17 protein-coding genes are annotated in these 22036 nt (G+C 70.9%); 7 read left to right on the forward strand and 10 right to left on the reverse strand.

Features of this window, described 5'->3' with window-relative positions; all coding sequences use genetic code 11:
• Positions 1-24: 24 nt before the first annotated feature.
• Complete coding sequence (gene hflX / locus Acy02nite_RS26365; RefSeq protein ID WP_203745143.1) at positions 25-1437, reverse strand: GTPase HflX; 1413 nt, start codon at positions 1435-1437, stop codon at positions 25-27.
• 151 nt (positions 1438-1588) lie between these two features.
• Between hflX and Acy02nite_RS26370 the strand changes: the two genes are divergently transcribed.
• The gene (locus Acy02nite_RS26370) at positions 1589-3049 is read left to right on the forward strand and encodes an NAD-dependent malic enzyme (RefSeq protein WP_203745145.1); all 1461 of its coding nucleotides are present in this window, start codon (positions 1589-1591) and stop codon (positions 3047-3049) included.
• A gap of 276 nt (positions 3050-3325) precedes the next feature.
• On the opposite strand, the gene dapF is transcribed toward Acy02nite_RS26370, so the two are convergent.
• Together dapF and miaA are read right to left on the reverse strand one after the other, a co-directional pair.
• On the reverse strand, positions 3326-4174 hold the full coding sequence (dapF, locus tag Acy02nite_RS26375) for a diaminopimelate epimerase (RefSeq protein ID WP_203745147.1): 849 nt from the start codon (positions 4172-4174) through the stop codon (positions 3326-3328).
• A gap of 8 nt (positions 4175-4182) precedes the next feature.
• The gene (gene miaA, locus Acy02nite_RS26380; protein ID WP_239175221.1) at positions 4183-5094 is read right to left on the reverse strand and encodes a tRNA (adenosine(37)-N6)-dimethylallyltransferase MiaA; all 912 of its coding nucleotides are present in this window, start codon (positions 5092-5094) and stop codon (positions 4183-4185) included.
• A 179-nt stretch (positions 5095-5273) separates the two neighbouring features.
• Here miaA and Acy02nite_RS26385 point away from each other — a divergent pair, with 179 nt between their 5' ends.
• Positions 5274-6485 (forward strand): DUF349 domain-containing protein, encoded by a 1212-nt coding sequence (locus tag Acy02nite_RS26385; RefSeq protein ID WP_203745149.1) that lies wholly within the window; start codon positions 5274-5276, stop codon positions 6483-6485.
• Positions 6486-6592: 107 nt separating this feature from the next.
• Here Acy02nite_RS26385 and Acy02nite_RS26390 read toward each other — a convergent pair whose 3' ends face one another.
• From Acy02nite_RS26390 to Acy02nite_RS26400, 3 genes are read right to left on the reverse strand one after another with little or no spacing between them, the layout of a single operon-like run.
• Entirely contained in the window at positions 6593-7084 is a 492-nt protein-coding gene (locus tag Acy02nite_RS26390) for a hypothetical protein (RefSeq protein WP_203745150.1), read from the reverse strand.
• Between the two features lie 50 nt (positions 7085-7134).
• Positions 7135-8913 carry an NAD-binding protein gene (locus Acy02nite_RS26395; RefSeq protein ID WP_203745152.1) on the reverse strand — a complete coding sequence of 593 codons (1779 nt, stop codon included), beginning with the start codon at positions 8911-8913 and terminating at the stop codon, positions 7135-7137.
• 47 nt (positions 8914-8960) lie between these two features.
• A complete protein-coding gene (locus tag Acy02nite_RS26400; RefSeq protein ID WP_203745154.1) occupies positions 8961-9920 on the reverse strand; it encodes a threonine ammonia-lyase in 960 nt (319 codons plus the stop codon).
• A gap of 85 nt (positions 9921-10005) precedes the next feature.
• Between Acy02nite_RS26400 and Acy02nite_RS26405 the strand changes: the two genes are divergently transcribed.
• A complete protein-coding gene (locus Acy02nite_RS26405) occupies positions 10006-10899 on the forward strand; it encodes a LysR family transcriptional regulator (RefSeq protein WP_203745155.1) in 894 nt (297 codons plus the stop codon).
• 67 nt (positions 10900-10966) lie between these two features.
• On the opposite strand, the gene miaB is transcribed toward Acy02nite_RS26405, so the two are convergent.
• From miaB to Acy02nite_RS26420, 3 genes are all read right to left on the reverse strand, one after another.
• The gene (gene miaB / locus Acy02nite_RS26410) at positions 10967-12454 is read right to left on the reverse strand and encodes a tRNA (N6-isopentenyl adenosine(37)-C2)-methylthiotransferase MiaB (protein ID WP_203745157.1); all 1488 of its coding nucleotides are present in this window, start codon (positions 12452-12454) and stop codon (positions 10967-10969) included.
• Between the two features lie 84 nt (positions 12455-12538).
• Entirely contained in the window at positions 12539-14941 is a 2403-nt protein-coding gene (locus Acy02nite_RS26415; RefSeq protein ID WP_239175222.1) for a carbohydrate binding domain-containing protein, read from the reverse strand.
• 135 nt (positions 14942-15076) lie between these two features.
• Complete coding sequence (locus Acy02nite_RS26420; RefSeq protein WP_239175223.1) at positions 15077-15544, reverse strand: hypothetical protein; 468 nt, start codon at positions 15542-15544, stop codon at positions 15077-15079.
• A gap of 135 nt (positions 15545-15679) precedes the next feature.
• On the opposite strand from Acy02nite_RS26420, the gene Acy02nite_RS26425 reads away from it, so the two are divergent.
• The 4 genes from Acy02nite_RS26425 (at position 15680) to Acy02nite_RS26440 (ending at position 19019) form a co-directional block, all read left to right on the forward strand.
• Positions 15680-16423 carry an amino acid ABC transporter ATP-binding protein gene (locus Acy02nite_RS26425; RefSeq protein WP_425548138.1) on the forward strand — a complete coding sequence of 248 codons (744 nt, stop codon included), beginning with the start codon at positions 15680-15682 and terminating at the stop codon, positions 16421-16423.
• Between the two features lie 66 nt (positions 16424-16489).
• Positions 16490-17425: a glutamate ABC transporter substrate-binding protein gene (locus Acy02nite_RS26430; RefSeq protein ID WP_203745161.1), complete on the forward strand. Its 936-nt coding sequence runs from the start codon at positions 16490-16492 to the stop codon at positions 17423-17425.
• Between the two features lie 83 nt (positions 17426-17508).
• Complete coding sequence (locus Acy02nite_RS26435; protein WP_203745163.1) at positions 17509-18165, forward strand: amino acid ABC transporter permease; 657 nt, start codon at positions 17509-17511, stop codon at positions 18163-18165.
• The gene (locus Acy02nite_RS26440) at positions 18162-19019 is read left to right on the forward strand and encodes an amino acid ABC transporter permease (protein WP_203745165.1); all 858 of its coding nucleotides are present in this window, start codon (positions 18162-18164) and stop codon (positions 19017-19019) included. The genes Acy02nite_RS26435 and Acy02nite_RS26440 overlap by 4 nt, the downstream gene beginning before the upstream one ends.
• Positions 19020-19319: 300 nt before the next feature.
• Here the strand turns inward: Acy02nite_RS26440 and rny are convergent, their stop codons facing one another.
• The gene (gene rny / locus Acy02nite_RS26445; RefSeq protein ID WP_203745167.1) at positions 19320-21044 is read right to left on the reverse strand and encodes a ribonuclease Y; all 1725 of its coding nucleotides are present in this window, start codon (positions 21042-21044) and stop codon (positions 19320-19322) included.
• Positions 21045-22036: the final 992 nt, after the last annotated feature.

A 22036-nucleotide genomic window follows, 5' to 3' on the forward strand; every position in this document is an offset into this window, starting at 1 on the left:
TTCGCATCCTGCCACAGGTAACTCTCAGCAACGGAACTGCTCCAGATCGGCCGCGAGTCGTTCATCGACCCGGACCTGCAACTCCGTGCCGTCGTCGAGATGACGGGACTGCAGCACCTGACCGGTCCGGTGCACGCGGGCCACCAGATCGGCACGTGAGTAAGGCAACAGGACCCGCAGGTCCACCGCCGGCCGTGGAAGCCGTTCCGCGATGGCCGCGCGCAGCTCCTGGATGCCCGAGCCGCTGCGCGCCGAGACGAACACGGCGTCCGGCCAGGCACGCTTGAGACGCAGAACCGTCTCCTCGTCCGCCGCGTCCATCTTGTTGATGACGAGCAGCTCGGGGACCCGGTCAGCCTCGACCTCGCTGAGCACCTCGCGGACCGCGCTGACCTGACCCTCCGGGTCCGGGTGCGAGCCGTCCACGACGTGCACCACCAGGTCGGCCTCGGCCACCTCCTCGAGCGTCGAGCGGAACGCCTCGACGATCTGGTGCGGCAGGTGCCGGACGAACCCGACGGTGTCGGAGAGCGTGTAGACCCGGCCGTCCTCCGCGGACGTGCGCCGGGTCGTCGGGTCGAGGGTGGCGAACAGCGCGTTCTCCACCAGGACACCGGCCTCGGTCAGACGGTTGAGCAGGCTGGACTTGCCGGCGTTGGTGTAACCCGCGATCGCCACGGCGGGCGTGCCGCTGGCCTGGCGACGGGAGCGCTTGGTCTCCCGTACCGTCCGCATGGCCTTGATCTCGCGGCGCAGCTTCGCGATGCGCTGATTGATCCGCCGCCGGTCCGTCTCCAGCTTGGTCTCACCGGGGCCACGTGTGCCCACCCCGCCGCCGCCGGAACCACCGCCGGCGCCACCGCCCTGCCGGGACAGCGACTCACCCCAGCCGCGAAGTCGCGGCAGAAGGTACTGCAACTGGGCCAGCTCGACCTGAGCCTTACCCTCTTTGCTCTTCGCGTGCTGGGCGAAGATGTCCAGGATCAGCGCGGTCCGGTCGACCACCTTCACCTTGACCTGCTGCTCCAGGTTGCGCAGCTGGGACGGGGAGAGCTCGCCGTCGCAGATGACGGTGTCGGCGCCGCTGGCGATGACGGCGTCACGCAGCTCGTCGACCTTGCCCCGCCCGATGAACGTCGCCGCGTCCGGCTGCCGGCGCCGCTGGATCAGGCCTTCCAGGACCTGGGACCCGGCGGTCTCGGCGAGGGCGGCCAGCTCGGTCAGCGAGTTGTCCGCATCCTCCGCGCTGCCCTCGGTCCAGACACCGACAAGCACGACTCGTTCCAGTCGCAGCTGCCGGTACTCGACCTCGGTGATGTCGGTGAGCTCGGTGGAGAGACCGGCCACCCGCCTGAGCGAGTGCCGCTCCTCGAGCTCGAGATCGCCGGTCGTCAGATCCGGCTCGTCAAGGACGGGTGTCTGGTACGTGTTTCGCAAAAGTGACCTCCTACGCCCGATCGTGGCACGTCACGAGAGCGGGCGCATCTACATATCCCCGGCTAACTCACTAGTAACCACCGCCGGGCGATCGATCATTCCGAGCGAGCGACAATTCCTTTGCTCACCCACCAACGTCGGAGGGAACACCGTGGTGACCACCCGCCTGCCGAGCGCAGGATTCTCGATCACGATCCGCATCGCCGTTACCGCGGACGCGTCGTCCATCGGCCGCCTCACCACCTGTGTCGGCGAGGCCGGAGCGATCGTGACGGCACTGGACGTGGTGGACTCCGACCCCACCCACGTGCTCGTCGACCTCACCTGTGACACCGCGGACTCGGCGCACGCCGACCAGGTCGTCAAGCAGCTCGAGGACCAGGACGGCGTGGATGTGCGCAAGGTCTCCGACCGCACGTTCCTGCTGCACCTGGGCGGCAAGATCGAGGTCAGCTCGAAGGTCGCTCTGCGGAACCGCGACGAGCTCTCCCGGGCGTACACCCCCGGCGTCGCCCGGGTCTGCATGGCGATCGCGGAGAACCCGGCGGACGCCCGCCGGCTGACCATCAAGCGCAACACCGTGGCCGTGGTCAGCGACGGCTCGGCCGTGCTCGGCCTGGGCAACATCGGCCCGGCCGCGGCGATGCCGGTGATGGAGGGCAAGGCCGCGCTGTTCAAGCGGTTCGGCGGCGTCGACGCCTGGCCGGTCGTCCTGGACACCCAGGACACCGACGAGATCGTCCGGATCGTCAAGGCGATCGCCCCGGCCTACGGCGGCATCAACCTGGAGGACATCGCGGCCCCGCGGTGCTTCGAGATCGAGGCGCGGCTCAAGGAGCAGCTCGACATCCCGGTCTTCCACGACGACCAGCACGGCACCGCGATCTGCGTGCTGGCCGCGCTGACCAACGCGCTGCGCGTGGTCGGCAAGCGGATGCAGGACGTCAAGGTCGTCGTCTCCGGCGCGGGCGCGGCCGGCACCGCGATCATGAAGCTGCTGATGCGTCAGGGAGTGGGCGACATCATCGCCTACGACCGGAAGGGCGCCCTGCACCGCGGCATGCCCGACCTGAACGAGTCGATGCAGTGGCTGGCCGAGCACACCAACAAGGCGAACTACTCGGGTGACCTGCCCGGCGCGATCGCCGGCGCCGACGTCTTCATCGGCGTCTCCGCCCCGAACCTGCTCACCGGTGACGACATCGCCAAGATGGCCGACAAGTCGATCGTCTTCGCGATGGCCAACCCGGACCCGGAGGTCGACCCCCGCGAGGCCCGCAAGCACGCCGCGGTCGTCGCCACCGGCCGCTCCGACCAGCCCAACCAAATCAACAACGTGCTGGCCTTCCCCGGCGTGTTCCGCGGCCTGCTGGACGCCGCCGCCGTGGAGTTCACCGAGGAGATGGCGCTGGCCGCGGCCCGTGCGATCGCCGATGTCGTCGGTGAGGACAAGCTCAACCCCACGGTGATCATCCCCAGCGTGTTCGACCCGCGGGTGACCCCGGCGGTCGCGGCGGCGATCCGGGCGGTCGTCCGCGGCGTCCCGGCGCCGGCGAACCCGGCCGCGGTTCCGGAGTCCGAGCTCGACCACGCCCCCGAGGGGATTTTCTGACCCACCGCGAACGAGGGGACCTGAAGATCAAGGTCCAGATCTTCATGTCCCCTCTTCGCTGTGGTCCGGATCGTCGCTCCCGCGGGGACCCTTGCGGGCTTCGCAGGGCCGTGGCCGGCCCAGAACGCGAAACCCTCCAGGGCGATCTCCGCGGATGGGCACGGTCAGGGCAGAACCCCCGGCCACGGCTTCCGCTCGCGGCGCAGTCCCGTCCGCCGGAGCCCGCGACCGATCCGGTGGTCCCGGCGGCAGCGCGCCCCCGCTCCCGGTGCGGTGTCAGAGGGCGAGGGCGGCGACGTCGACCTCGCCGGAGGCGACCAGCACGGCCGGGCCGGCCAGCCACCAGGCGCCCTCGTCGTCGCAGGTGATCACGAGGCGGCCACCGAGCACGTCGACCGCGACGGAACCGCTGGTCAGACCCGCCTCGCGGAGGGCGACGGCGCCGACCGCCAGCGCGCCGGTGCCGCAGGACATCGTCTCGCCGGAGCCCCGTTCGTGGACCCGCATCGTCACGTGCCGGTCGCGCCCCTCCAGGTCGCCGGCGGGCTCGACGAACTCGACGTTCACCCCGGCGCCGAACAGCGCCTTGTCGACCACGGGGGCGGTGGTCAGGTCGAGGCCGCCCAGGGCGACACCGTCGTGCAGGCCGCAGACCAGGTGCGGGTTGCCGCAGTCGACGGCGATGCCGGGGACGGTCAGCGCGCCCACGGTCGCGGTGCTCGCGGCGTACACCCGGGGGGTCGTCATCCGTACCGAGATGATGTCGCCCTGGACCACCGCGTGCATGATCCCGGCGCGGGTCGCCACCGGCAGGCCCGCCGGGCCGGGCGTGGCCAGGCCGTTCTCCACCAGGTAGCGGGCGAAGACGCGCACCCCGTTGCCGCACATCTCGGCGATCGAGCCGTCACTGTTCCAGTAGTCCATGAACCACTCGGCGTCCGCGGCGAGCTCGACCGACGAGGGGTGCTTGGCCGCGCGCACCACCCGCAGCACGCCGTCACCGCCGATGCCACGCCGCCGGTCGCAGAGCGCGGCGACCAGCGCCGGCGTCAGCTCCAGCTCGCCGTCCGGGTCGGGGAGGATGACGAAGTCGTTCGAGGTGCCGTGGCCCTTGGTGTAAAACACGCGGTCCATCATCGCGCAAGAGCCAGGGCGTCGGCCACGAGCGTCGGGGCCGCGCCGTCCAGCCAGGTGATGTGCGGGTCGCGGCGGAACCAGGAACGCTGCCGCCGGACGAATCGCCGGGTGCCGCGGACCGTGTCCTCCTTCGCCTGCGCCTCGGTCAGCTCACCGTCGATCTCGGCGAGCGCCTGCTGGTAGCCGAGCGCGCGGGACGCCGTCCGCCCGTCCCGGATGCCGACCTTGTCCAGGGCGCGCACCTCGTCGAGCAGGCCGGCCGCCCACATCAGGTCGACCCGCTGCGCGATCCGCTCGTCGAGCTCGGCCGCGTCCCGGTCGACGCCGAGCTGCACCGACGCGTAGTGCGGCCTGGGCTCGGGCAGCGCCGCGGTGAACGGCTTGCCGGTCAGCTCGATCACTTCGAGGGCGCGGACGATCCGGCGGCCGTTCGACGGCAGGATCTTCGCGGCGGCGGCCGGGTCGCGCTCGCTCAGCCGGGCGAACAGCGGCGCCGGGCCGGTCTCGGCGAGCTCCGCCTCCAGCCGCGCCCTGATCAGCGGATCGGTGCCGGGGAACTCGAACTCCTCCAGGACCGCCCGCACGTACAGTCCCGATCCGCCGACCAGGAGGGGCACCTTCCCCCGTACGAGGATGTCGTCGATCGCCGCCCGGGCCAGCGCCTGATACTCGGCGACCGCCGCGGTGACCGAGACGTCCCAGATGTCCAGCAGATGGTGGGGCACGCCCGCGCGCTCGGCCACTGTCAGCTTCGCGGTGCCGATGTCCATCCCGCGGTAGAGCTGCATCGAGTCGGCGTTGACCACCTCACCACCCAGTTCCTGGGCGAGGGCGATGCTCAGCGCGGACTTTCCGGCCGCGGTCGGGCCGACGACGGTGACCACGCGGGGACTGGGACTCGACGGCACAAAGCAACCGTAGGACAAGGTTGTGTCACGGTCGTCGGTGGGAGCTTTCCCCTAACCGGGTTGGACCTGTGACAATGCGCGAGAAAGAATGCCACTGAGAAGGTTGGCATTCCACTGCGCTGTGGCGGTGGCCGGGGACCGGAGTGGTCCGGCGGCGCCGGGAGAACGAGGATGAGCTCATGAACACCGACTGGACCGCCTTCGGGCGCGTGGATGCCGACGGCACCGTGTACGTGAAGACCGCCGAGGGCGACCGGGTGGTCGGCTCGTGGCAGGCCGGGACGCCCGAGGAGGGCCTCGCCCACTTCGCCCGGCGTTTCGAGGATCTGGTGACCGAGGTCGACCTCGTCGAGGCTCGCCTCAAATCCGGCGCCGCTGACGCGTCCCACTCGCTGAGCAGCGTCAAGCGACTGCGCACGACGCTGGACGAGGCACACGTGGTGGGTGACATCGACAGCCTCGCCGCCCGGCTGGAGCGGCTCTCCACGCTCGCCGAGGAGAAGGCGGGCGAGGCCAAGGCCGCCCGCGAGGTCGCCCGGACCGAGGCCCTCGCGCGCAAGACGGCCCTGGTCGAGGAGGCGGAGAAGCTCGCCGCCGAGGCCACCGGCTGGAAGTCGGCCGGCGACCGGCTCAAGGAGATCCTCGACGAGTGGAAGACGATCCGCGGCGTCGACAAGAAGACCGACGGTGAGCTGTGGAAGCGGTTCGCCGCCGCGCGGGACGGCTTCACCCGCCGCCGGGGCGCGCACTTCGCCACCCTGGACGGGCAGCGCAAGCAGGCGCAGACCGCCAAGGAGGAGCTCGTCAAGGAGGCCGAGACGATCTCGGGCTCGGACGAGTGGAACACCACGGCGAACCGGCTCAAGGAGCTGATGGCCGAGTGGAAGGCGGCGCCGCGCGCCGCCAAGGAGGCCGAGCAGCGCCTCTGGGAACGCTTCCGCGCCGCTCAGGACGCGTTCTTCACCCGGCGCAGCGAGGTCTTCTCGGCCCGCGACGCGGAGTACCAGGGCAACCTGGAGCGCAAGCAGGCGATCCTCGCCGAGCTCGAGGCGATCGACGTCGACGCGGACGCCCGCGCCGCGCAGAACAAGCTGCGGGACGCGCAGGCCGCGTGGCACGAGGCCGGCCGGGTGCCCCGGGAGGCCGCCGCCGGGCTGGACCGCCGCTGGCGGGCCGCCGAGGACCGGATCCGGGTCGCGATGGACTCGGCGTGGCGCAAGACCAGCCCGAAGGACAACCCGCTGCTGCGTCAGATGCGTGACCAGGTCGCCGAGGCCGAGCAGCGCCTGGCGCGCGCCCAGGCGGCCGGCGACAACCGCCGGATCAAGGAGGCGGAGCAGGCGCTCGCCTCGAAGAAGCAGTTCCTGGCCCTGGCCGAACAGGCTGGCTGACCAGCGTCGGGTCGGCGGTCAGGCCTGTTGCGCCTGGCCGTCGGTCGGCGGCTCGCAGAGGTGCCGCCCGGCGCTGCCGCGAATCAGGCGCCGGCCGGGCTGTCCGCCTAGGCGAAGGCCGGGGTGGACAGGGAGAGCCTGCGGGCGCCGGCCGGCCAGATGCGGCTGACCTGCTTGCCGCGCTCGATGGCGTAGGCGACCGTGTCGGCGGTGCCGCCCTTGGCGCCCATCTTGTCCCCGTCCCAGACGGCGATCAGCAGGTCGCTGCGTTCCACCACCTCGCGGCTGGCCGCTTCGTACGACAACTCGGGCGCCCCGGGCACGGTGATCCGCGTGACGTCGGTGGCCCGCCTGATCAGGTCGCGCAGCACCGGGTCCTCCTCCGGGGCGGCGCTTATCTCCGGCACCGGCAGCACCGCCTCGAACGTGCCGCGACAGGCCTTGATCGCTTCCACGAAGAGCCGGTCGGCGCCGTCGGCCAGGCAGGTCACGCCGTGTACCGGACGATGTCTGCGCAATTCGGCGACCATCACCTTGCGGATCAGGTCGCGGGAGGACGGTTCGAGCCCGATGTGGCCCGTCACCCCGATGCGAATCATCGTTCCCCCTTGCCGCCGTCGGCGTTGTCGTCGTGCTGCTGTCTGTCCGCTCATGCCGGGAACAGTGCCCGGGTCGCTCCAGTCTCCGACAAACGGACGACCTGGAAGCCAGCCTCGCCTAGAATGTCTGGAATGTCACGGATTGCCGCCCGGCACTTCTCCTGGCCGTCGTCCGGCAGGTCCTCCCAGTCGCGCAGGTAGCGGGCCGCCTGCGGGTCCACCGGCACCCCACGCTCGCGCGCCTCCGCCCGGGTCGCCTCGATCCAGCGCCGCGACTCACGCCTCGCCAGCGCCTCGATCTCCTCCTCCCGGAAACGGAAGACGTCGCCCGACCCGTCGCTCGGCACGATCGCGCATCGGACCTGGTGCAGCTTCGGGCCGATGTCGGCGGCCTGCAGCCGGTTCGACCGGCGCAGCGACTCCGGCAGCTCGGACCAGGACGGGACGGCGAGCCGGTCGTCGTCACCCCGGCCGGCGCCGACCATGTACCGCTCGTGGATCAGGCGGGCCAGGCGCTCGGCGAGGTCCTCGGCGATCAGTCCCGGGTCACAGCCCGCGGCGGCCGGGGAGAACAGCTTGAGCCGCCCGTTCAGCGGGTCCAGCAGGGGCGGCGGGTGCTTCGGGCTGAACGCGTCGGCGAGCTCGGCCAGGCCTTCCACGGCCACCACCACGTCGCCGGTGACCCGGTGCCACAGCCGGTACTCGGTCAGGGCGAGCTGCAGCCCGTACTTCTCGTCGGCGAAGAACACGAAGGCGCGGTCGTAGCGCAGGTCGGGACGGTCGGCGAGCAGGTCGGCGACGGTCGTGGCATACGGCGCGATCAGGCAGGCGTCACGCAGTATCGGGTTGCGCCGGGTGATCCGCTCCAGCAGGCGCGTCGCGTCCGGGGCGACGAGGTCCACCTCGATCCTGCGCTCCGGCCGGTCCCGCCGCAGCCGCCAGTGCCGGGCCAGCTCGATCAGCATCGCCCGGACCAGCGGCGAGTCGCCGGCCAGCAGGACCCGAGGCACCTCGCCACCCGGACGGCCGGTCAGCGGCTGCTGGGCGAGCAGCACCTGGACGGCGAGCTGATCGATCTGGAAGAAGTCCAGCCGCTGCGCCCGCGCGTCGGGCACCCCCAGGCGGCGGGCCTGCAGGGTGAGTGCCCAGTCCGGCTCGTGGATCTGGGCGTAGATCGCCAGGTCCCGATGGTCGTGGTCGACCACCCGGGCGGCACTCGCGGCGATCGCCAGATTGATCGCGCTCGACTCGGTGCACGCGTAGACAACCGCGGCACGCCCGGCGGACGCGCCGCGCAACACGTCGGGCTCCCGGGCGTCACCCTGCACGCCGAGCAGGCCGTGCGAGCGCAGCTCGAGCGGGCCGATCGGCCTGGTCCGCACCAGCACGACCCGGCGGCCGGCCAGTTGCAGCCGCTCGGCCAGGGTGCGGGCGACCGCCGTGTCACCGCAGACCACCGCGTGACCGCGGGCGCGGCGGGCCCGCCAGCGACGCATCTCGGTGGCCAGCAGCACCCGGCCCGCCTCGAAGAACGCGTAGAGCGTAACGGCCGGCGCGACGAACCGGGCGATCTGCAGGGCGAGCGGGATGCGCACCGCGTCCTGCAGCGGGTCGGCGCCGAGCACGAAGAGCTGCAGCGTGTTGTAGGTCAGGTTGAGCGGGTCCCGGGTGTGCGGGTCGGGCGCGGACGCCAGGTACTGCTCGAAGCCGACATACCCCAGGACCAGCGCGGTCAGCCCGGCCACGGTGAACAGCAGACGGGTCGCGGTCACCCCCGGCTGGCGCTGCTCGCTCCAGGACGACAGTGGTGTGCGGGGGAAGTTGACCATCGTCACCTCGGCAGCGCGTCGACGGTCTTCAGTGTGTCATGGGTCGATCACCCTCGGCCACCGGCCAATGTGCCCAGTTCGGCGGCGTCGGCGTTGCCACCGGTGCAGACGACCGCGACCGAGCGGCCGGCGAACAGGTCCGGACGGCTCAGCACCGCCGCGACGCCGGCCGCCCCGGCGCCCTCGGCCAGGGTGTGCGCGGTGGTCGCCAGCAGCCGCCGGGCCACGTCGATCTCGTCGTCGCCGACCAGCACGAAGTCGGCCAGCCCGGCGCGCATGATCCGCTGCGGGAGGTCGAAGCCACGGCCGGTGGCGAGCCCGGCAACAGCGGTCCGGTTCGGACGGGAGAGCAGCTCACCGGCGCGCCACGAGTCGTGCGCCGCCGGCGACGCGGCCGCCTGCACGCCGATCACCGCACAGCCCGGGGCCAGCGCCGCGGCGACCAGGCAGGCCGCGGCCGCGCCGGTGCCACTGCCGACCGGGACGACGATCGCGTCCAGATCGGGCGCCTGCTCGAGGATCTCCAGGTAGAGCGTGCCGACCCCGGCCAGCAGCTCCGGGGTGTCGCCCGGGCTGACCAGCCGGGCGCCGGACTCGGCGGCCAGCTTCCCGGCGTGCCGCTGGGCGTCCTCCAGCGTGTCCCCGGTCAGCACGGCGCGGCCGCCCCAGGCCTCGACCGCGGCGGCCTTCGACGGGCTGGCGTGCGAGGGCATGACGACCGTGCACGGCGCGTCGTGCAGGCGGCTGGCGTACGCGATCGACTGCGCGTGATTCCCGGTCGACCAGGTGACCGTGCCACGGGCCCGCTCCCCGGCCGGCATGGCGTCCAGCAGGGTCAGCCCGCCACGCACCTTGAACGCGCCGACCGGTTGCGTGTTCTCGTGCTTGACCAGCACGTTCGCACCCAGCTCCCGGTCCAGCAGCGGATAATTCCACAGTGGCGTGGGCGGCAGGTGGCGGCGGACGACGTCGTGCGCGGCACGGATGTCCGCGAGGGTCAACTCCATGCCGTCGATCGTCGGCCGGGACCGACCCATCGGTCCAATGCCGGATTCCGTACTGACTCATAGGCCGGATTGATAGGTTGCCGTCATGCTCGACGTGACACGTCTGCGGGTGCTGGCCGCGGTGGCCCGGCACGGCTCGGTGACCGCCGCCGCGCAGGCCCTGCACTACGCCCAGCCCTCGGTCAGCCACCACCTCGCCCGGCTCGAGGCCGAGACCGGCAGCCGCCTGGTCCAGCGGGCCGGTCGCGGCATCCGGCTCACCGACGCGGGCCGGATGCTGGCCGAGCGTGCCGAGGAGATCCTGGGCCGGCTCGACGCGGCCGAGATCGAGCTCGCGGCGCACACCGGGCTGCGTTCCGGCCGGGTCCGGCTGGCCGCGTTCCCGTCCGCGCTGGGCACGTTCGTACCGGCCGCCGCCGCCGGTTTCGCGGCCGCCCATCCCGGTGTCGACCTGCGTTTCACCGAGGCCGAGCCGCCCGAGACGGTGCGCCTGCTGCGCAACGGCGAGGTGGAGGTGGCGCTGATGTTCGTCTATCCCGAGGAGCCCGCGCCGGATCTCGACGGGCTGCGCCACGAGCTGCTGCTGCGGGAGCCGTTGCACCTGGTCACGCCGGCCGGGTGGGCCGGGGACGCGCTCGCCGACCATCGGGACCGGCCGTGGATCTCCGGCTGCGAGCGCTGCCGCGGCGAGCTGCTGCGGGTCTGCGCGGCGGCCGGCTTCGCGCCGGACATCCGCTTCACCACCGACGACTACGTCGCCGTTCAGGCGCTGGTCGCGGCCGGCCTGGGGGTCACGGTCCTGCCCGGGCTGGCGCTCGCCGCCCATCACCATCCGGGCGTACGCACGGTGGAGCTGCCCGCGACGAGCCGCCACGTCTACACCGCCGTCTACGGTGACCCGCCCGACCCGCCGGGGACGACGGCGCTGCTGGATCAGCTGCGGACGGTCGCGGGCTCACCGCCGTACCGCAAACCTTGAAGAATGACCGGCAGCGGCCCGGCGGTGGTCAGAGAGCCACAACGGTCCTCAAGAAGCACAGCCGTCCTCAGAGAGCACAGCCGTCCGCGGCCGGAGGCAGCGGCGCGGGGACGCCGATCGTCGGGAGGCCCAGCGAGACGCCCTTGAGTTTCGGCGTGATGCCGGCCTCGAAGGCGTCGCCGGCCCGGGTGCGGCGGTGGCTGAGCGGGGCGCCGTCGGCGTTGAGGTGGTGCGGCGCGGCGTAGGTGACGACCGTCTCGACGACGTCACCCGGGCGCGGCTTGAGAGAGCCGGTGTCGAAGTGGACCAGGCGGCCGTCGCGGGCGCGGCCGCTCATCCGGCCGGTGCGCTCATCCTTGCGGCCCTCGCCGACCGCGACCAGGACCTCGACCTTCTCGCCGACGAGCTTCTTGTTCTCGGCCCAGGTGATCTCCTCGAGCAGGGCGATCAGGCGCTCGTAACGCTCCTGGACGACCTTCTTCGGGACCTGCTCCTCCATCGTCGCGGCCGGGGTGCCCGGGCGCTTCGAGTACTGGAAGGTGAAGGCGCTGGAGAACCGGGCCCGGCGGACGACCTCGAGGGTCTGCTCGAAATCCTCCTCGGTCTCGCCGGGGAAGCCGACGATGATGTCGGTGGTGATCGCGGCGTCCGGCATCGCGGCGCGCACCTTCTCGATGATGCCCAGGTATTTCTCCTGGCGGTAACTGCGGCGCATGGCCTTGAGCACGCGATCGGAGCCGGACTGCAGCGGCATGTGCAGCGAGTGGCACACGTTCGGCGTCTCGGCCATCGCGGCGATCACGTCGTCGGTGAAGTCCTTCGGGTGCGGGCTGGTGAACCGGACCCGCTCCAGCCCCTCCACCTCGCCGCACGCGCGGAGAAGCTTGCCGAAGGCGAGCCGATCACCGAACTCGACGCCGTAGGAGTTCACGTTCTGCCCCAGCAGCGTGACCTCGGAGACACCCTCGGCGACGAGCGCGCGCACCTCGGCCAGGATGTCGCCCGGGCGCCGGTCCTTCTCCTTGCCGCGCAGCGACGGGACGATGCAGAACGTGCAGGTGTTGTTGCAACCGACCGAGATCGAGACCCATCCGGCGTACGTCGATTCGCGCTTGGTGGGCAGCGTCGACGGGAACACCTCGAGCGACTCGAGGATCTCGACCTGCGCCTCCTCGTTGTGCCGCGCACGTTCGAGCATCGTGGGCAGGGAGCCGATGTTGTGCGTGCCGAAGACCACGTCGACCCAGGGCGCCTTCTTGACGATGTCGCCCTTGTCCTTCTGCGCCAGGCAGCCGCCGACCGCGATCTGCATGCCCGGGTTCTTCAGCTTCGTCGGGCGCAGGTGGCCGAGGTTGCCGTAAAGGCGGTTGTCGGCGTTCTCCCGGACCGCGCAGGTGTTGAAGACGACCACGTCGGCCGCGTCGGCGTCAGCGGCGCGCACGTAGCCGGCGTCCTCCATCAGGCCGGAGATCCGCTCGCTGTCGTGCACGTTCATCTGGCAGCCGTAGGTGCGCACATCGTAGGTGCGCGGGGCGCCCTGCATCTCGGTAGTCATGGCAATTGACCAGGGTACTGCCATCGGTGCGGGAAACGGATCGGGCGGGTGGCTCGTGCCACCCGCCCGATCACGCGGAGATGGTCAGTCGACCGTGAAGGCGAACAGGTCGCCGCCGGTCTGGGTGAACCGCAGCCGGATCGGGCCGCTCGGCAGGGTGGTGTTCGCACCCCAGGTGACCTGCGCGCCCGGTGCCCTGGCGTCAGTGGTGATCGGCGTGACGTCCGCCGCGCCGTACCCGGTCAGCACGGTGCCGTCGACGTCGAGCACCTCCACCTTCAGGTTGTCGCCGCCGGCGCCCGGGGCGAAGTTGACCGTCAGGTTGCTGCCGGCCGGGGTCAGCGGGCGGGTGGTGACGGTGCCGGCGCCGTGGAACGAGGCGAACCGGTCGGCCGGCCAGGACACCATGCCGACGTTCGAGTTGCCCGCGCCGTGGTCGCAGTCGCCGGCCGTGACGTTCGCCGCGGAGCAGCTGTGCTCACCGGCGAACGAGCCGTAGTAGAACCGGGTCTCCTGCTGGCCGGCCGCGTTCGTGACGGTGGTCAGCGTGGTGCCGCCGAGCTGGAAGCCGTAGTCCCAGCTGCCCGCGGCGCCCGGGGTGACCAGGTCACCACGGCTCGGCCGGCTCCAGTTGACCAGGTCCTGCGAGGTGGCCAGTTCGAGGTGGCCGCGGCCCTTGTCGGGGCCGTTGTCGCCGTCGTCCCGGTTCGGGCTGTACGTGATGTCGAAGATCCACGGCGTGCCCAGGTACTGGTCGCCGTAACGGATCGCCGGCATGCCGTAGACCTCGCTCCACGGGGTCTGGCCGTGCTTGCCCGCGCCGGTGATCAGCTCGTCGTCCAGGCGGTCGGTCGCGAACGACGGCCGCGGCGTGCTCCACCGCACGAAGTCGGTGCTGGTGGAGACCCAGGTGGTGCGCGGGCCGAGCGGGATGCTCAGGTGGCGTTTGATCTGCGCGACGAAGAGCTTCGTGACCGGGTCCCAGGTCACGTTCGCCACGTCGAAGCCGGCCAGCGGCGTCGAGCCCGGCACCTCGGTCCAGGCGATGCCGTCGGTGGACCGCACCCAGTAGTACTCGTTGCCCGAGGTGGTGCGCCTGGAAAGGCCGAAGTAATGGGGCACCGCGCTGCCACTCGTCCAGGCCGGGTTCGCGACCACCCCGCCCAGGGCCGGCGCGCCGGTGACCAGTGCGACGTGCTGGAAGGTCAGGCCGTCCTCGCTGGTGGCGTAGCCGGCACTGAGACCGTTCTGCGGGCTGCCGGAGAACCACAGCTTCCACTTCGGCTCGCCGGTCCCGCCCGGCAGGACGGTGCAGCTGCACCGGGGGTTCGCGGTGTACGCCGCCGATCCCTTGCCCAGCACGATGCCGGTGGTGTTCGCCTTCGTCCCGGCGAAGACCTTGTGGGTGACCCCGGTGTACGACTCGACCCGCTGGTCACCGGCGAACAGCACCATCCGGCCCGCGCCGAGCGCCGGGGCGTACGACACGTCCGCCCCGGACCGCAGCCGCACGTCGTCCCAGGTGGTGGTGCCCACCGAGCCGAGCAGGCTGTAGAGCCGGACGGTCACGGTCGTGGCCGACGCCGGCGCGGTGGCCGTCACGCCCACCCGCTGCCAGCCGCTCCCCGCGGAACCGGGGGCTGCCGTGGTGGCGCTGAGCCGGTCCCCGTCGGCATCCCGGAACTCCAGGTAGAGGGTCGCGCCGGCACCGCTGAGCGGGTTCGCCCAGGCGGACGCGGTGATCGTCTCGCCGACCCCGACCGGGACCGCCCGGCTCAGCACCGAGACGGCGTCGGTGGTGCTGCCGTCGGTGATCCGGACGGCGGTGTCCCCCTCGAACGCGGCAGCGCCCCGGACCAGGCCGACCCCGGTCTTGTCGGTCGCCCACTGGGTGGGGTAGGAGGTGTCGCGCTGCTCCTCGAAGCCGGCGTTCGGCACCTTGCGCAGCGGCGCCGGCAGCGCGCTGACCGTGGCGTCGTCCCAGTACGTCGTGCCGGAGCCGGCCACGCTGGAGTAGGCCAGCACGTTCACGGTGACCGCGTCGTCCGGCACGTCACCGGTCACGGTCAGCTGCTGCCAGGACGTCGACGAGGCGGCCGCCTCGGACAGCACCGGCGTGGTGCGGGAGCCGTCGGCGCGGCGGAACTCCAGGTAGAGGAAACCGCCGGCGCCGGCCACGGCCTGCTTGACCCAGATGCCGGCGGTGATCCGCTCGCCCGGGACCACGGCGAGGGCCGAGCCGCGGACGCTCACCCCGGCGGTGGTGCTGGAGTCGGCGATCCGCAGGGCTCCTGAGCCGCTGTGAGCCGTGGTGGTCGCGGTCGCCGCGCTGCTGTCGGCGGTCCACGAGGTGAGGCCGGACTCGAAGCCGGGGTTGGCCTGCAGCCGGGTGGCGCTGCTCGCCGCGGCCAGGGCCGGGGTGCTCGGAATGAGAAGAACGGTGCTCAGAAGAGCCACGGATGCCGCGGCCCGTAAGAATGATCTCACGCAGTGACTTATAGCAATGAATGGAAGCGTCTGCGCAGCTCAATCGCGCTTGTGATCGATCAGTTCCCCATCGAGGACGGTTGTTCTCATCCCCTTCATCGGGCGTCTCCCGGCGATTAACCTTTCCTCGCGTTCTCAGGCGGCGGCCGGGCGGCCGGGGCCGGCCACCGGGCGGAAGCGGGACCGGCCGCAGCCCGGTCCGGTCGCACAGGCCGGGTCGGCGCCGGTGCAGGGACGGGCGTGCCGCCGCTCGGCGCCGTCGTCGGTCTCCTCCTCGTCGACGTGCACGGCCCGCAGCGTCCCGTCCGGCTCGGCCAGCACGTACCGCGTGGGGTTGAGCGTGTCGTCGGGAAGCAGCACCGCGGCCTCCAGCCGGACCGCCACGGCGCTGGCAGCCGTCTCCTCGGCGATGTCGTCGGGGGCGAGGAAGACGTCGATCAGTGTCGGGAAGTCACCACCGACGTGATACACGTCGCAGAGCAGGCCGCCCGGCACGCCCGCCGGCAACTCGGTCACCGGCGCCTCCAGAGCTCCCGCCAGGGCATTCCGTACGCGCTCGGGCTGGATCAGCCCGGCGGCGGACCAGTTCCAGAGACCAGCCATACCCGACATCCTTATCGCACCTTCCACCCCGCGACCACTGCGTTACCGCTCCGTGACCAATCTCGTCACCTTCCGATACCGATGGCCCCCTACTGTGTCTGCCAACGACGTACCTGACGAGCGGAGTGGACACGAGTGACGGGCGAGGCGCTGATCGTTCTGGAGAACGTGAACAAGTGGTTCGGCCCACTGCACGTGTTGCAGGACGTCGATCTGACGGTCGAGCGCGGTGAGGTCGTGGTCGTGATCGGACCGTCCGGCTCCGGCAAGTCCACGCTCTGCCGGGCGATCAACCGGCTGGAGCCGATCGACTCCGGCTCGATCACGTTCGACGGCACGCCGCTGCCGGCCGAGGGGCGGCCGCTGGCGCGGCTGCGCAGCGAGGTCGGCATGGTCTTCCAGTCGTTCAACCTGTTCGCCCACAAGACCATCCTGCAGAACGTGATGCTCGGCCCGGTGAAGGTCCGCAAGGAGAAGCCGGCCGCGGCCCGCGAGCGCGCGATGGCGCTGCTCGAGCGGGTCGGCATCGCCAGCCAGGCGGACAAGTTCCCGGCCCAGCTCTCCGGTGGCCAGCAGCAGCGCGTGGCGATCGCCCGGGCGCTCGCGATGCAGCCCAAGGCGCTGCTCTTCGACGAGCCGACCAGCGCGCTCGACCCGGAGATGGTCGGCGAGGTGCTGGACGTGATGACGTCGCTGGCCAAGGAGGGGATGACCATGGTGGTCGTCACCCACGAGATGGGCTTCGCCCGGCACGCGGCGAAGCGGGTGGTCTTCATGGCCGACGGCCAGCTGGTCGAGCAGGCACCCCCGGCCGAGTTCTTCGCGAATCCGAAGAGCGACCGGGCCAAGGACTTCCTTTCCAAGATCTTGACCCACTGAGTAATCCCGATGACCGGCCCCCAAGCCGATTCCAGTTCGTCACTGGAGCAGAGGAGAGAGTTGATCATGGGCATGAAGCGGGCAGCGGTGTTCGCCACCGCTGCGGCATTCGCCTTCACGCTGACCGCGTGCGGCAAAGAGGGGACCCCTACGGCCAGCGGCGACAGCAACGCCAGCGGGGCCGCCGTCTCCGACACCTGCAAGCCGTCCGGGGCGACGTTCACCGCAGACAGCGCCGCGGCGGTCGCGGGCAGCACCACCTTCGACAAGATCAAGTCGGCAAACAAGGTCGTGGTCGGCGTCAAGTTCGACCAGCCGAACCTGGGCTACAAGGACACCTCCGGCAAGCGGTGCGGTTTCGACATCGAGATCGCCCAGTACGTCGCGTCCAAGCTGGGCATCGACCCCGCGAAGATCGAGTACAAGGAGATCCCGTCGGCCAACCGCGAGACGGCGATCAAGGGCGGGGAGGTCGACTACTACGTCGGCACCTACTCGATCACCGACAAGCGCAAGGCTGACATCGCCTTCGCCGGGCCGTACTTCGTGGCCGGCCAGGACCTGCTGGTCCGCAAGGACGAGTCGGCGATCACCGGCAAGGACACCCTCAAGGGCAAGAAGGTCTGCTCGGCCACCGGCTCGACCCCGATCCAGCGGGTCAAGGACGAGAAGCTGACCGAGCCGGAGAACATCGTCGAGTTCAAGACGTACTCCGAGTGTGTCTCGCAGCTGCTCGACAAGAAGGTCGACGCCGTCACCACCGACGACGCGATCCTCAAGGGCTACGCCGCGCAGAACTCCACCGACCTGAAGGTCGTCGGCAAGCCGTTCAGCACCGAGAAGTACGGCATCGGCCTGCCGCACGACGACAAGGCCCTGCGGGACTACGTCAACACCCAGCTGGAGGCCGCGTTCAAGGACGGCACCTGGCAGAAGATCTACGACGGCACGCTGGGCAGGTCGGGTTCGCCGGCCACCGCGCCGGCCGTCGAGCGTTACTGATCCACATCGCTGGAACCGGGGCCGGGCGGAACTTTCCGCTCGGCCCCGGCCGGTGAGTCCTCCGCTGTTTACTGGGACGGGGCATGACGGAGTTCCTGAACGTACTGACAGACCACTGGAGCCTGTTCGGCCAGGGCTTCGGCAACACGGTGAAGCTGTTCCTGATCGCCGGCGTCGGCTGCCTCGTGCTGGGCGTCCTGCTCGGCGCGTTCCGGGTCTCGCCGATCCCGGCGCTGCGCTGGTTCGGCGCGACGTACGTCAACATCGTGCGCAACACACCACTCACGCTGGTCTTCGCGTTCCTGGTCTTCGCCGCCCCGAAGCTCGACGTCAACTTCGACTACTTCACGGCCGCGGCGGTCGCGCTCACCGTGTACACCGCCGCCTTCATCTGTGAGGTGGTCCGCTCCGGCGTCAACACGGTCGCCCCCGGGCAGGCCGAGGCGGCACGGGCGCTGGGCCTCTCGTTCGGGCAGGTGCTCCTCGAGGTGGTGCTGCCGCAGGCGTTGCGGGCCATGGTGCCGCCGCTGATGAGCGTCATGATCGCGATGCTGAAGAACACCACCGTGGCCGCCGGCTTCTCGGTGGTGGAGGCCGGGGCCATCCCCGCCTACATGGCCGAGTTCGGTGAGCCGCAGTTCTACGTGCTGCTCTGGATCGCCATCGGCTTCCTGGTCCTGATCACCCCGCTGGTACTGCTGCAGCGGGTCCTCGAACGCAAGCTGGCGGTGGCGCGATGAGCTCTTCGGTTCTCTACGACCTGCCTGGGCCGCGGGGTCGCCGGCGCAATCTGATCATCGGTGTGCTGGCCAGCCTGGCAATCGTCGGGTTGATCGCCTGGGTGATCTACCGGTTCAACGCGACCGGGCAGTTCGAGCAGCGGCGCTGGGTGCAGTTCGAGTATCAGGCCGTTCAGACGGAGCTGCTCAACGGGCTGCTGGCAACCCTCAAGGCGGCCGGGATCGCGACCGTGCTGGCGCTGCTCTTCGGCGCGGTCTTCGCGGCCGGGCGGCTCAGCGACCACCGGATCCTGCGCGTGCCGTCGAGCGCGGTGGTCGAGCTGTTCCGGGCCATCCCGCTGCTCATCCTGATCTTCTTCGGGTACTACGTGCCCCTGCAGTACGGCTGGTCGATCAGCAACCTGTGGGCGCTGGTCGTCGGTCTGACGCTGTACAACGGCTCGGTGCTCGCCGAGATCTTCCGGGCCGGGGTCAACGCGGTGCCGCGCGGGCAGACCGAGGCTGCGTACGCGATCGGGCTGCGCAAGGGCCAGGTGCTGCGGATGATCCTGCTGCCCCAGGCGATCCGGTCGATGCTGCCGGCCATCGTCAGCCAGCTCGTGGTGCTGCTCAAGGACACCGCGCTCGGGTTCATCATCACGTACCCGGAGCTGCTGACCGTCGGGAAGACGATCGGTGGGCGGCTGGCGTTCGGGTTCCCGTACGTGCCGGCGTACCTCGTGGTGGCGGCCATGTACATCGGGATCTGCGGGCTGCTGTCGGCCTGCGCGTGGTGGCTGCAGCGGCGGTTGACGAGGGTGCGGACCACGGCGGCGAAGCCGATCCCCCTGAACGACGTCGGCCGGCAGGTCTGACACTCGTCGGCTGACACTGGCTTGTCGGCTGACACTCCTCGCCGGGCCGACACTCGGTTGTCGGCTGACACTCGGTTGCCGGCTGGCGCTGACGGCTGGCGGCGCCCGGCTGGCGGTGACGGCTGTAACGGGACTCCGGAACAGCCGTCAGCGCCAGCCGCTCCGGGACAGCGGGGAGCGCCGGGCTGGCGTTGTGAGCCCCCCTGAGCGTCGCGTCATCACGGGAGTGACGGCACGGGCGCGATGGGACGGGGCGCGGGGGCCTGGCACCCGTCGTACAAAATCGGGATCTTCTGGGTCTCAGCGGGCCAACTCGGTGACCCGGGACTCGCGGACGACCGTGACCCGGATCTGGCCGGGGTAGGTCAGCTCCTCCTCGATCTGCTTCGCGACGTCGCGGGCGAGGACCGCCGCGCCGATGTCGTCGATGTCGTCCGGGCGGACCATGACCCGGATCTCGCGGCCGGCCTGCATCGCGAAGACCTTCTCGACGCCGAGCTTGCCGCCGGCGATCTCCTCGATCCGCTCCAGACGCTTGACGTACGCCTCCAGGCTCTCCCGCCGAGCGCCCGGCCGGCCCCCGGAGCAGGCGTCCGACGCCTGGGTCAGAACCGCCTCGATGGTCTGCGGCGGCACCTCGTTGTGATGCGCTTCGATGGCGTGGACGATGTCCTCGTGCTCGCCGTACTTGCGGGCCACGTCGGCGCCGATCAGCGCGTGACTGCCCTCGACCTCGTGGGTCAGCGCCTTGCCGATGTCGTGCAGGAAGGCCGCACGCTTCATCGTCTTGGTGTTCAGCCCCAGCTCAGCGGCCATGATCCCGGCGATGTGCGCGGTCTCGACCAGGTGCTTGAGCACGTTCTGGCCGTAACTCGTCCGGTACCGCAGGCGGCCCAGCAGCTTGGTCAGCTCCGGGTGGATGTCGGTGATGCCGACGTCGACCAGCGCCTCCTCGGCGGCGCGGTCACAGAGCCGCTCCACCTCGTTCTTCGCGCTGTCGAAGACCTCCTCGATCCGGTGCGGGTGAATCCGGCCGTCCAGCACCAGTTTCTCCAGCGTGAGCCGGCCCACCTCGCGGCGGACCGGGTCGAAGCAGGAGAGCAGCACCGCCTCGGGGGTGTCGTCGATGATCAGATTGACGCCGGTGGTCGACTCGAACGCCCGGATGTTGCGGCCCTCGCGGCCGATGATCCGGCCCTTCATCTCGTCGCTCGGCAGGTGCAGCACGCTGACCACGCTCTCCGCGGTCTGCTCGCTGGCGATCCGCTGAATGGCGTCGACCACGATGTGCCGGGCGCGGGTGTCGGCGGTGTTCCGCGCGTCCTGCTCGATGTCCCGGACCAGGATCGCCGCCTCACGCTTGGCCTGGCCCTCGATCGACTCGATCAGCTCCGTCTTCGCCGTGTCCACGGTGAGGCCGGCGATGCGCTCCAGCTCGCGGCGTTTCGCCTCCTCCGCCGCCTCGATCGCGGACTCCCGGCTCTTGAGGCTCGCCTCACGCCTGGCCAGCTCGGACTCCAGAGCACCGAGCCGGCGCTCCCGCTGGACCAGGCGCTCCACCTCCTCCGAGTGCAGCCGCTCCCGCTCGTCGATCCGGGCGGCGCGGCGCTCGACCTCCGCGGACTGCTCCTTCACCGTCGCGTTGAGCAGGGCGATCTCGCGCTCACCGGACCGGCGGGCGGCGGTGCGCACCTGCTCGGCGTCGGCCTCGGCCTGGCGGTGGGCGTGCTCCAGGATCGTGTCGGCCTCGCTGTGCGCGGTCTCCAGCACGCGACGGGCTTCGGCGCGGGCAGCGGCGGCTTCGGCTTTCGCGGCAGCGGCCTCGGCACGCACCGAGGCGGCCTTGGCGTTCGCGTCGGCAACCTTCGCCTGGGCGACGCCGACCTCCTGATCCTGCCGATCCTGGGCGTCCTGCCGGTCGGTCCGGAACTGACGCAGCGCACGGGCGCCCAGCGTCAGGCCGACGATCACCGACACGGCGAGCACGACGATTGCTACTACGAGCACCCAGTACTGGGGGGCCATCTCGCCGCGTCTCCCTTCGCCGCCGGCGCGGTGTGCACGCGCGCGGGCTCTCTGCGGGATGCCCGACCAAGGCAGATGACCGGCTCACACGCTCCGCCCTAACGACTACCAGCTTCGCCTCTCGGAGAGGCCGGTCGCCGCCTGTTCCGGCTTCTCCGACCGGGATTCCGGCACGGCTTGCGCCGCTCCGGCCGGTTCGTCGTTCCTCTGGATCCGTTCACGCAGGTGTCGCCGCGGCATGTTCCGGTGCCACGGCGGCCGGTTCCGGCATGCCTTCAGCGCCGTGCCCCCGAGGGTGGCACGGGCCTGCGTGGCGGCCGACGGTCCGGTCGCCCGGCTTCACGAGGTTCCGCGAAGCTGGGTGGCACGGGCCTGCGGTGGCGACCGGCGGTCCCGGTCGCCCAGCTTCGCGCGGTTCCGCGTCGCCGGCCGGCAGGGGCCGAACCGCCCGGTCCGGCCGGAGCTGAACGGCCGGCGTCGTGAGTTTCCGCGGCTGCCGGTCGTGCCCTTCGCCGTCTTGGCGTCCCTGGAACCTTGCGGCCCGTCACCGGTCGGCTCTCGCTGCGGGCGAGGGCCAGACTGGCTCGCGATCACTGACGGAGGGTGACGAAATCTTGTCCGTCGGGTCCGCCGGAGTTCGCTTCCGGGTCGGCTGCTGATGGCTCGGATCAGAGGGTGTGTGGAGTTGTGGGGTCGACCGCCGGTATGTCTCACCGCCTGCCGCGCGGTCAGCGGTAGGCGACGTCTGCGGCACCCTCCGGCGGGGCGAACCCGTCAAGTGATGCCGTAATGTAATGCGATCTATGTTGTGTGTGTTGCCTGCGATGGTCGAGCAAACCTTGTGTAACGCGAGGCTAGGTCGCGAGTACCGCTTCGGTCAAGGACTCATGATTCGGCAGCGGATAGGACGTAGGGCACAGACGTGCTTACGCCCAGCTCACGATATCGCCCGGATATTTCCGACGTGCCGTAACATCGAGCACTTCCGCCGG

The sequence above is a fragment of the Actinoplanes cyaneus genome, assembly GCF_016862095.1.
In the GTDB taxonomy this organism is placed as follows: Bacteria; Actinomycetota; Actinomycetes; order Mycobacteriales; family Micromonosporaceae; genus Actinoplanes; species Actinoplanes cyaneus.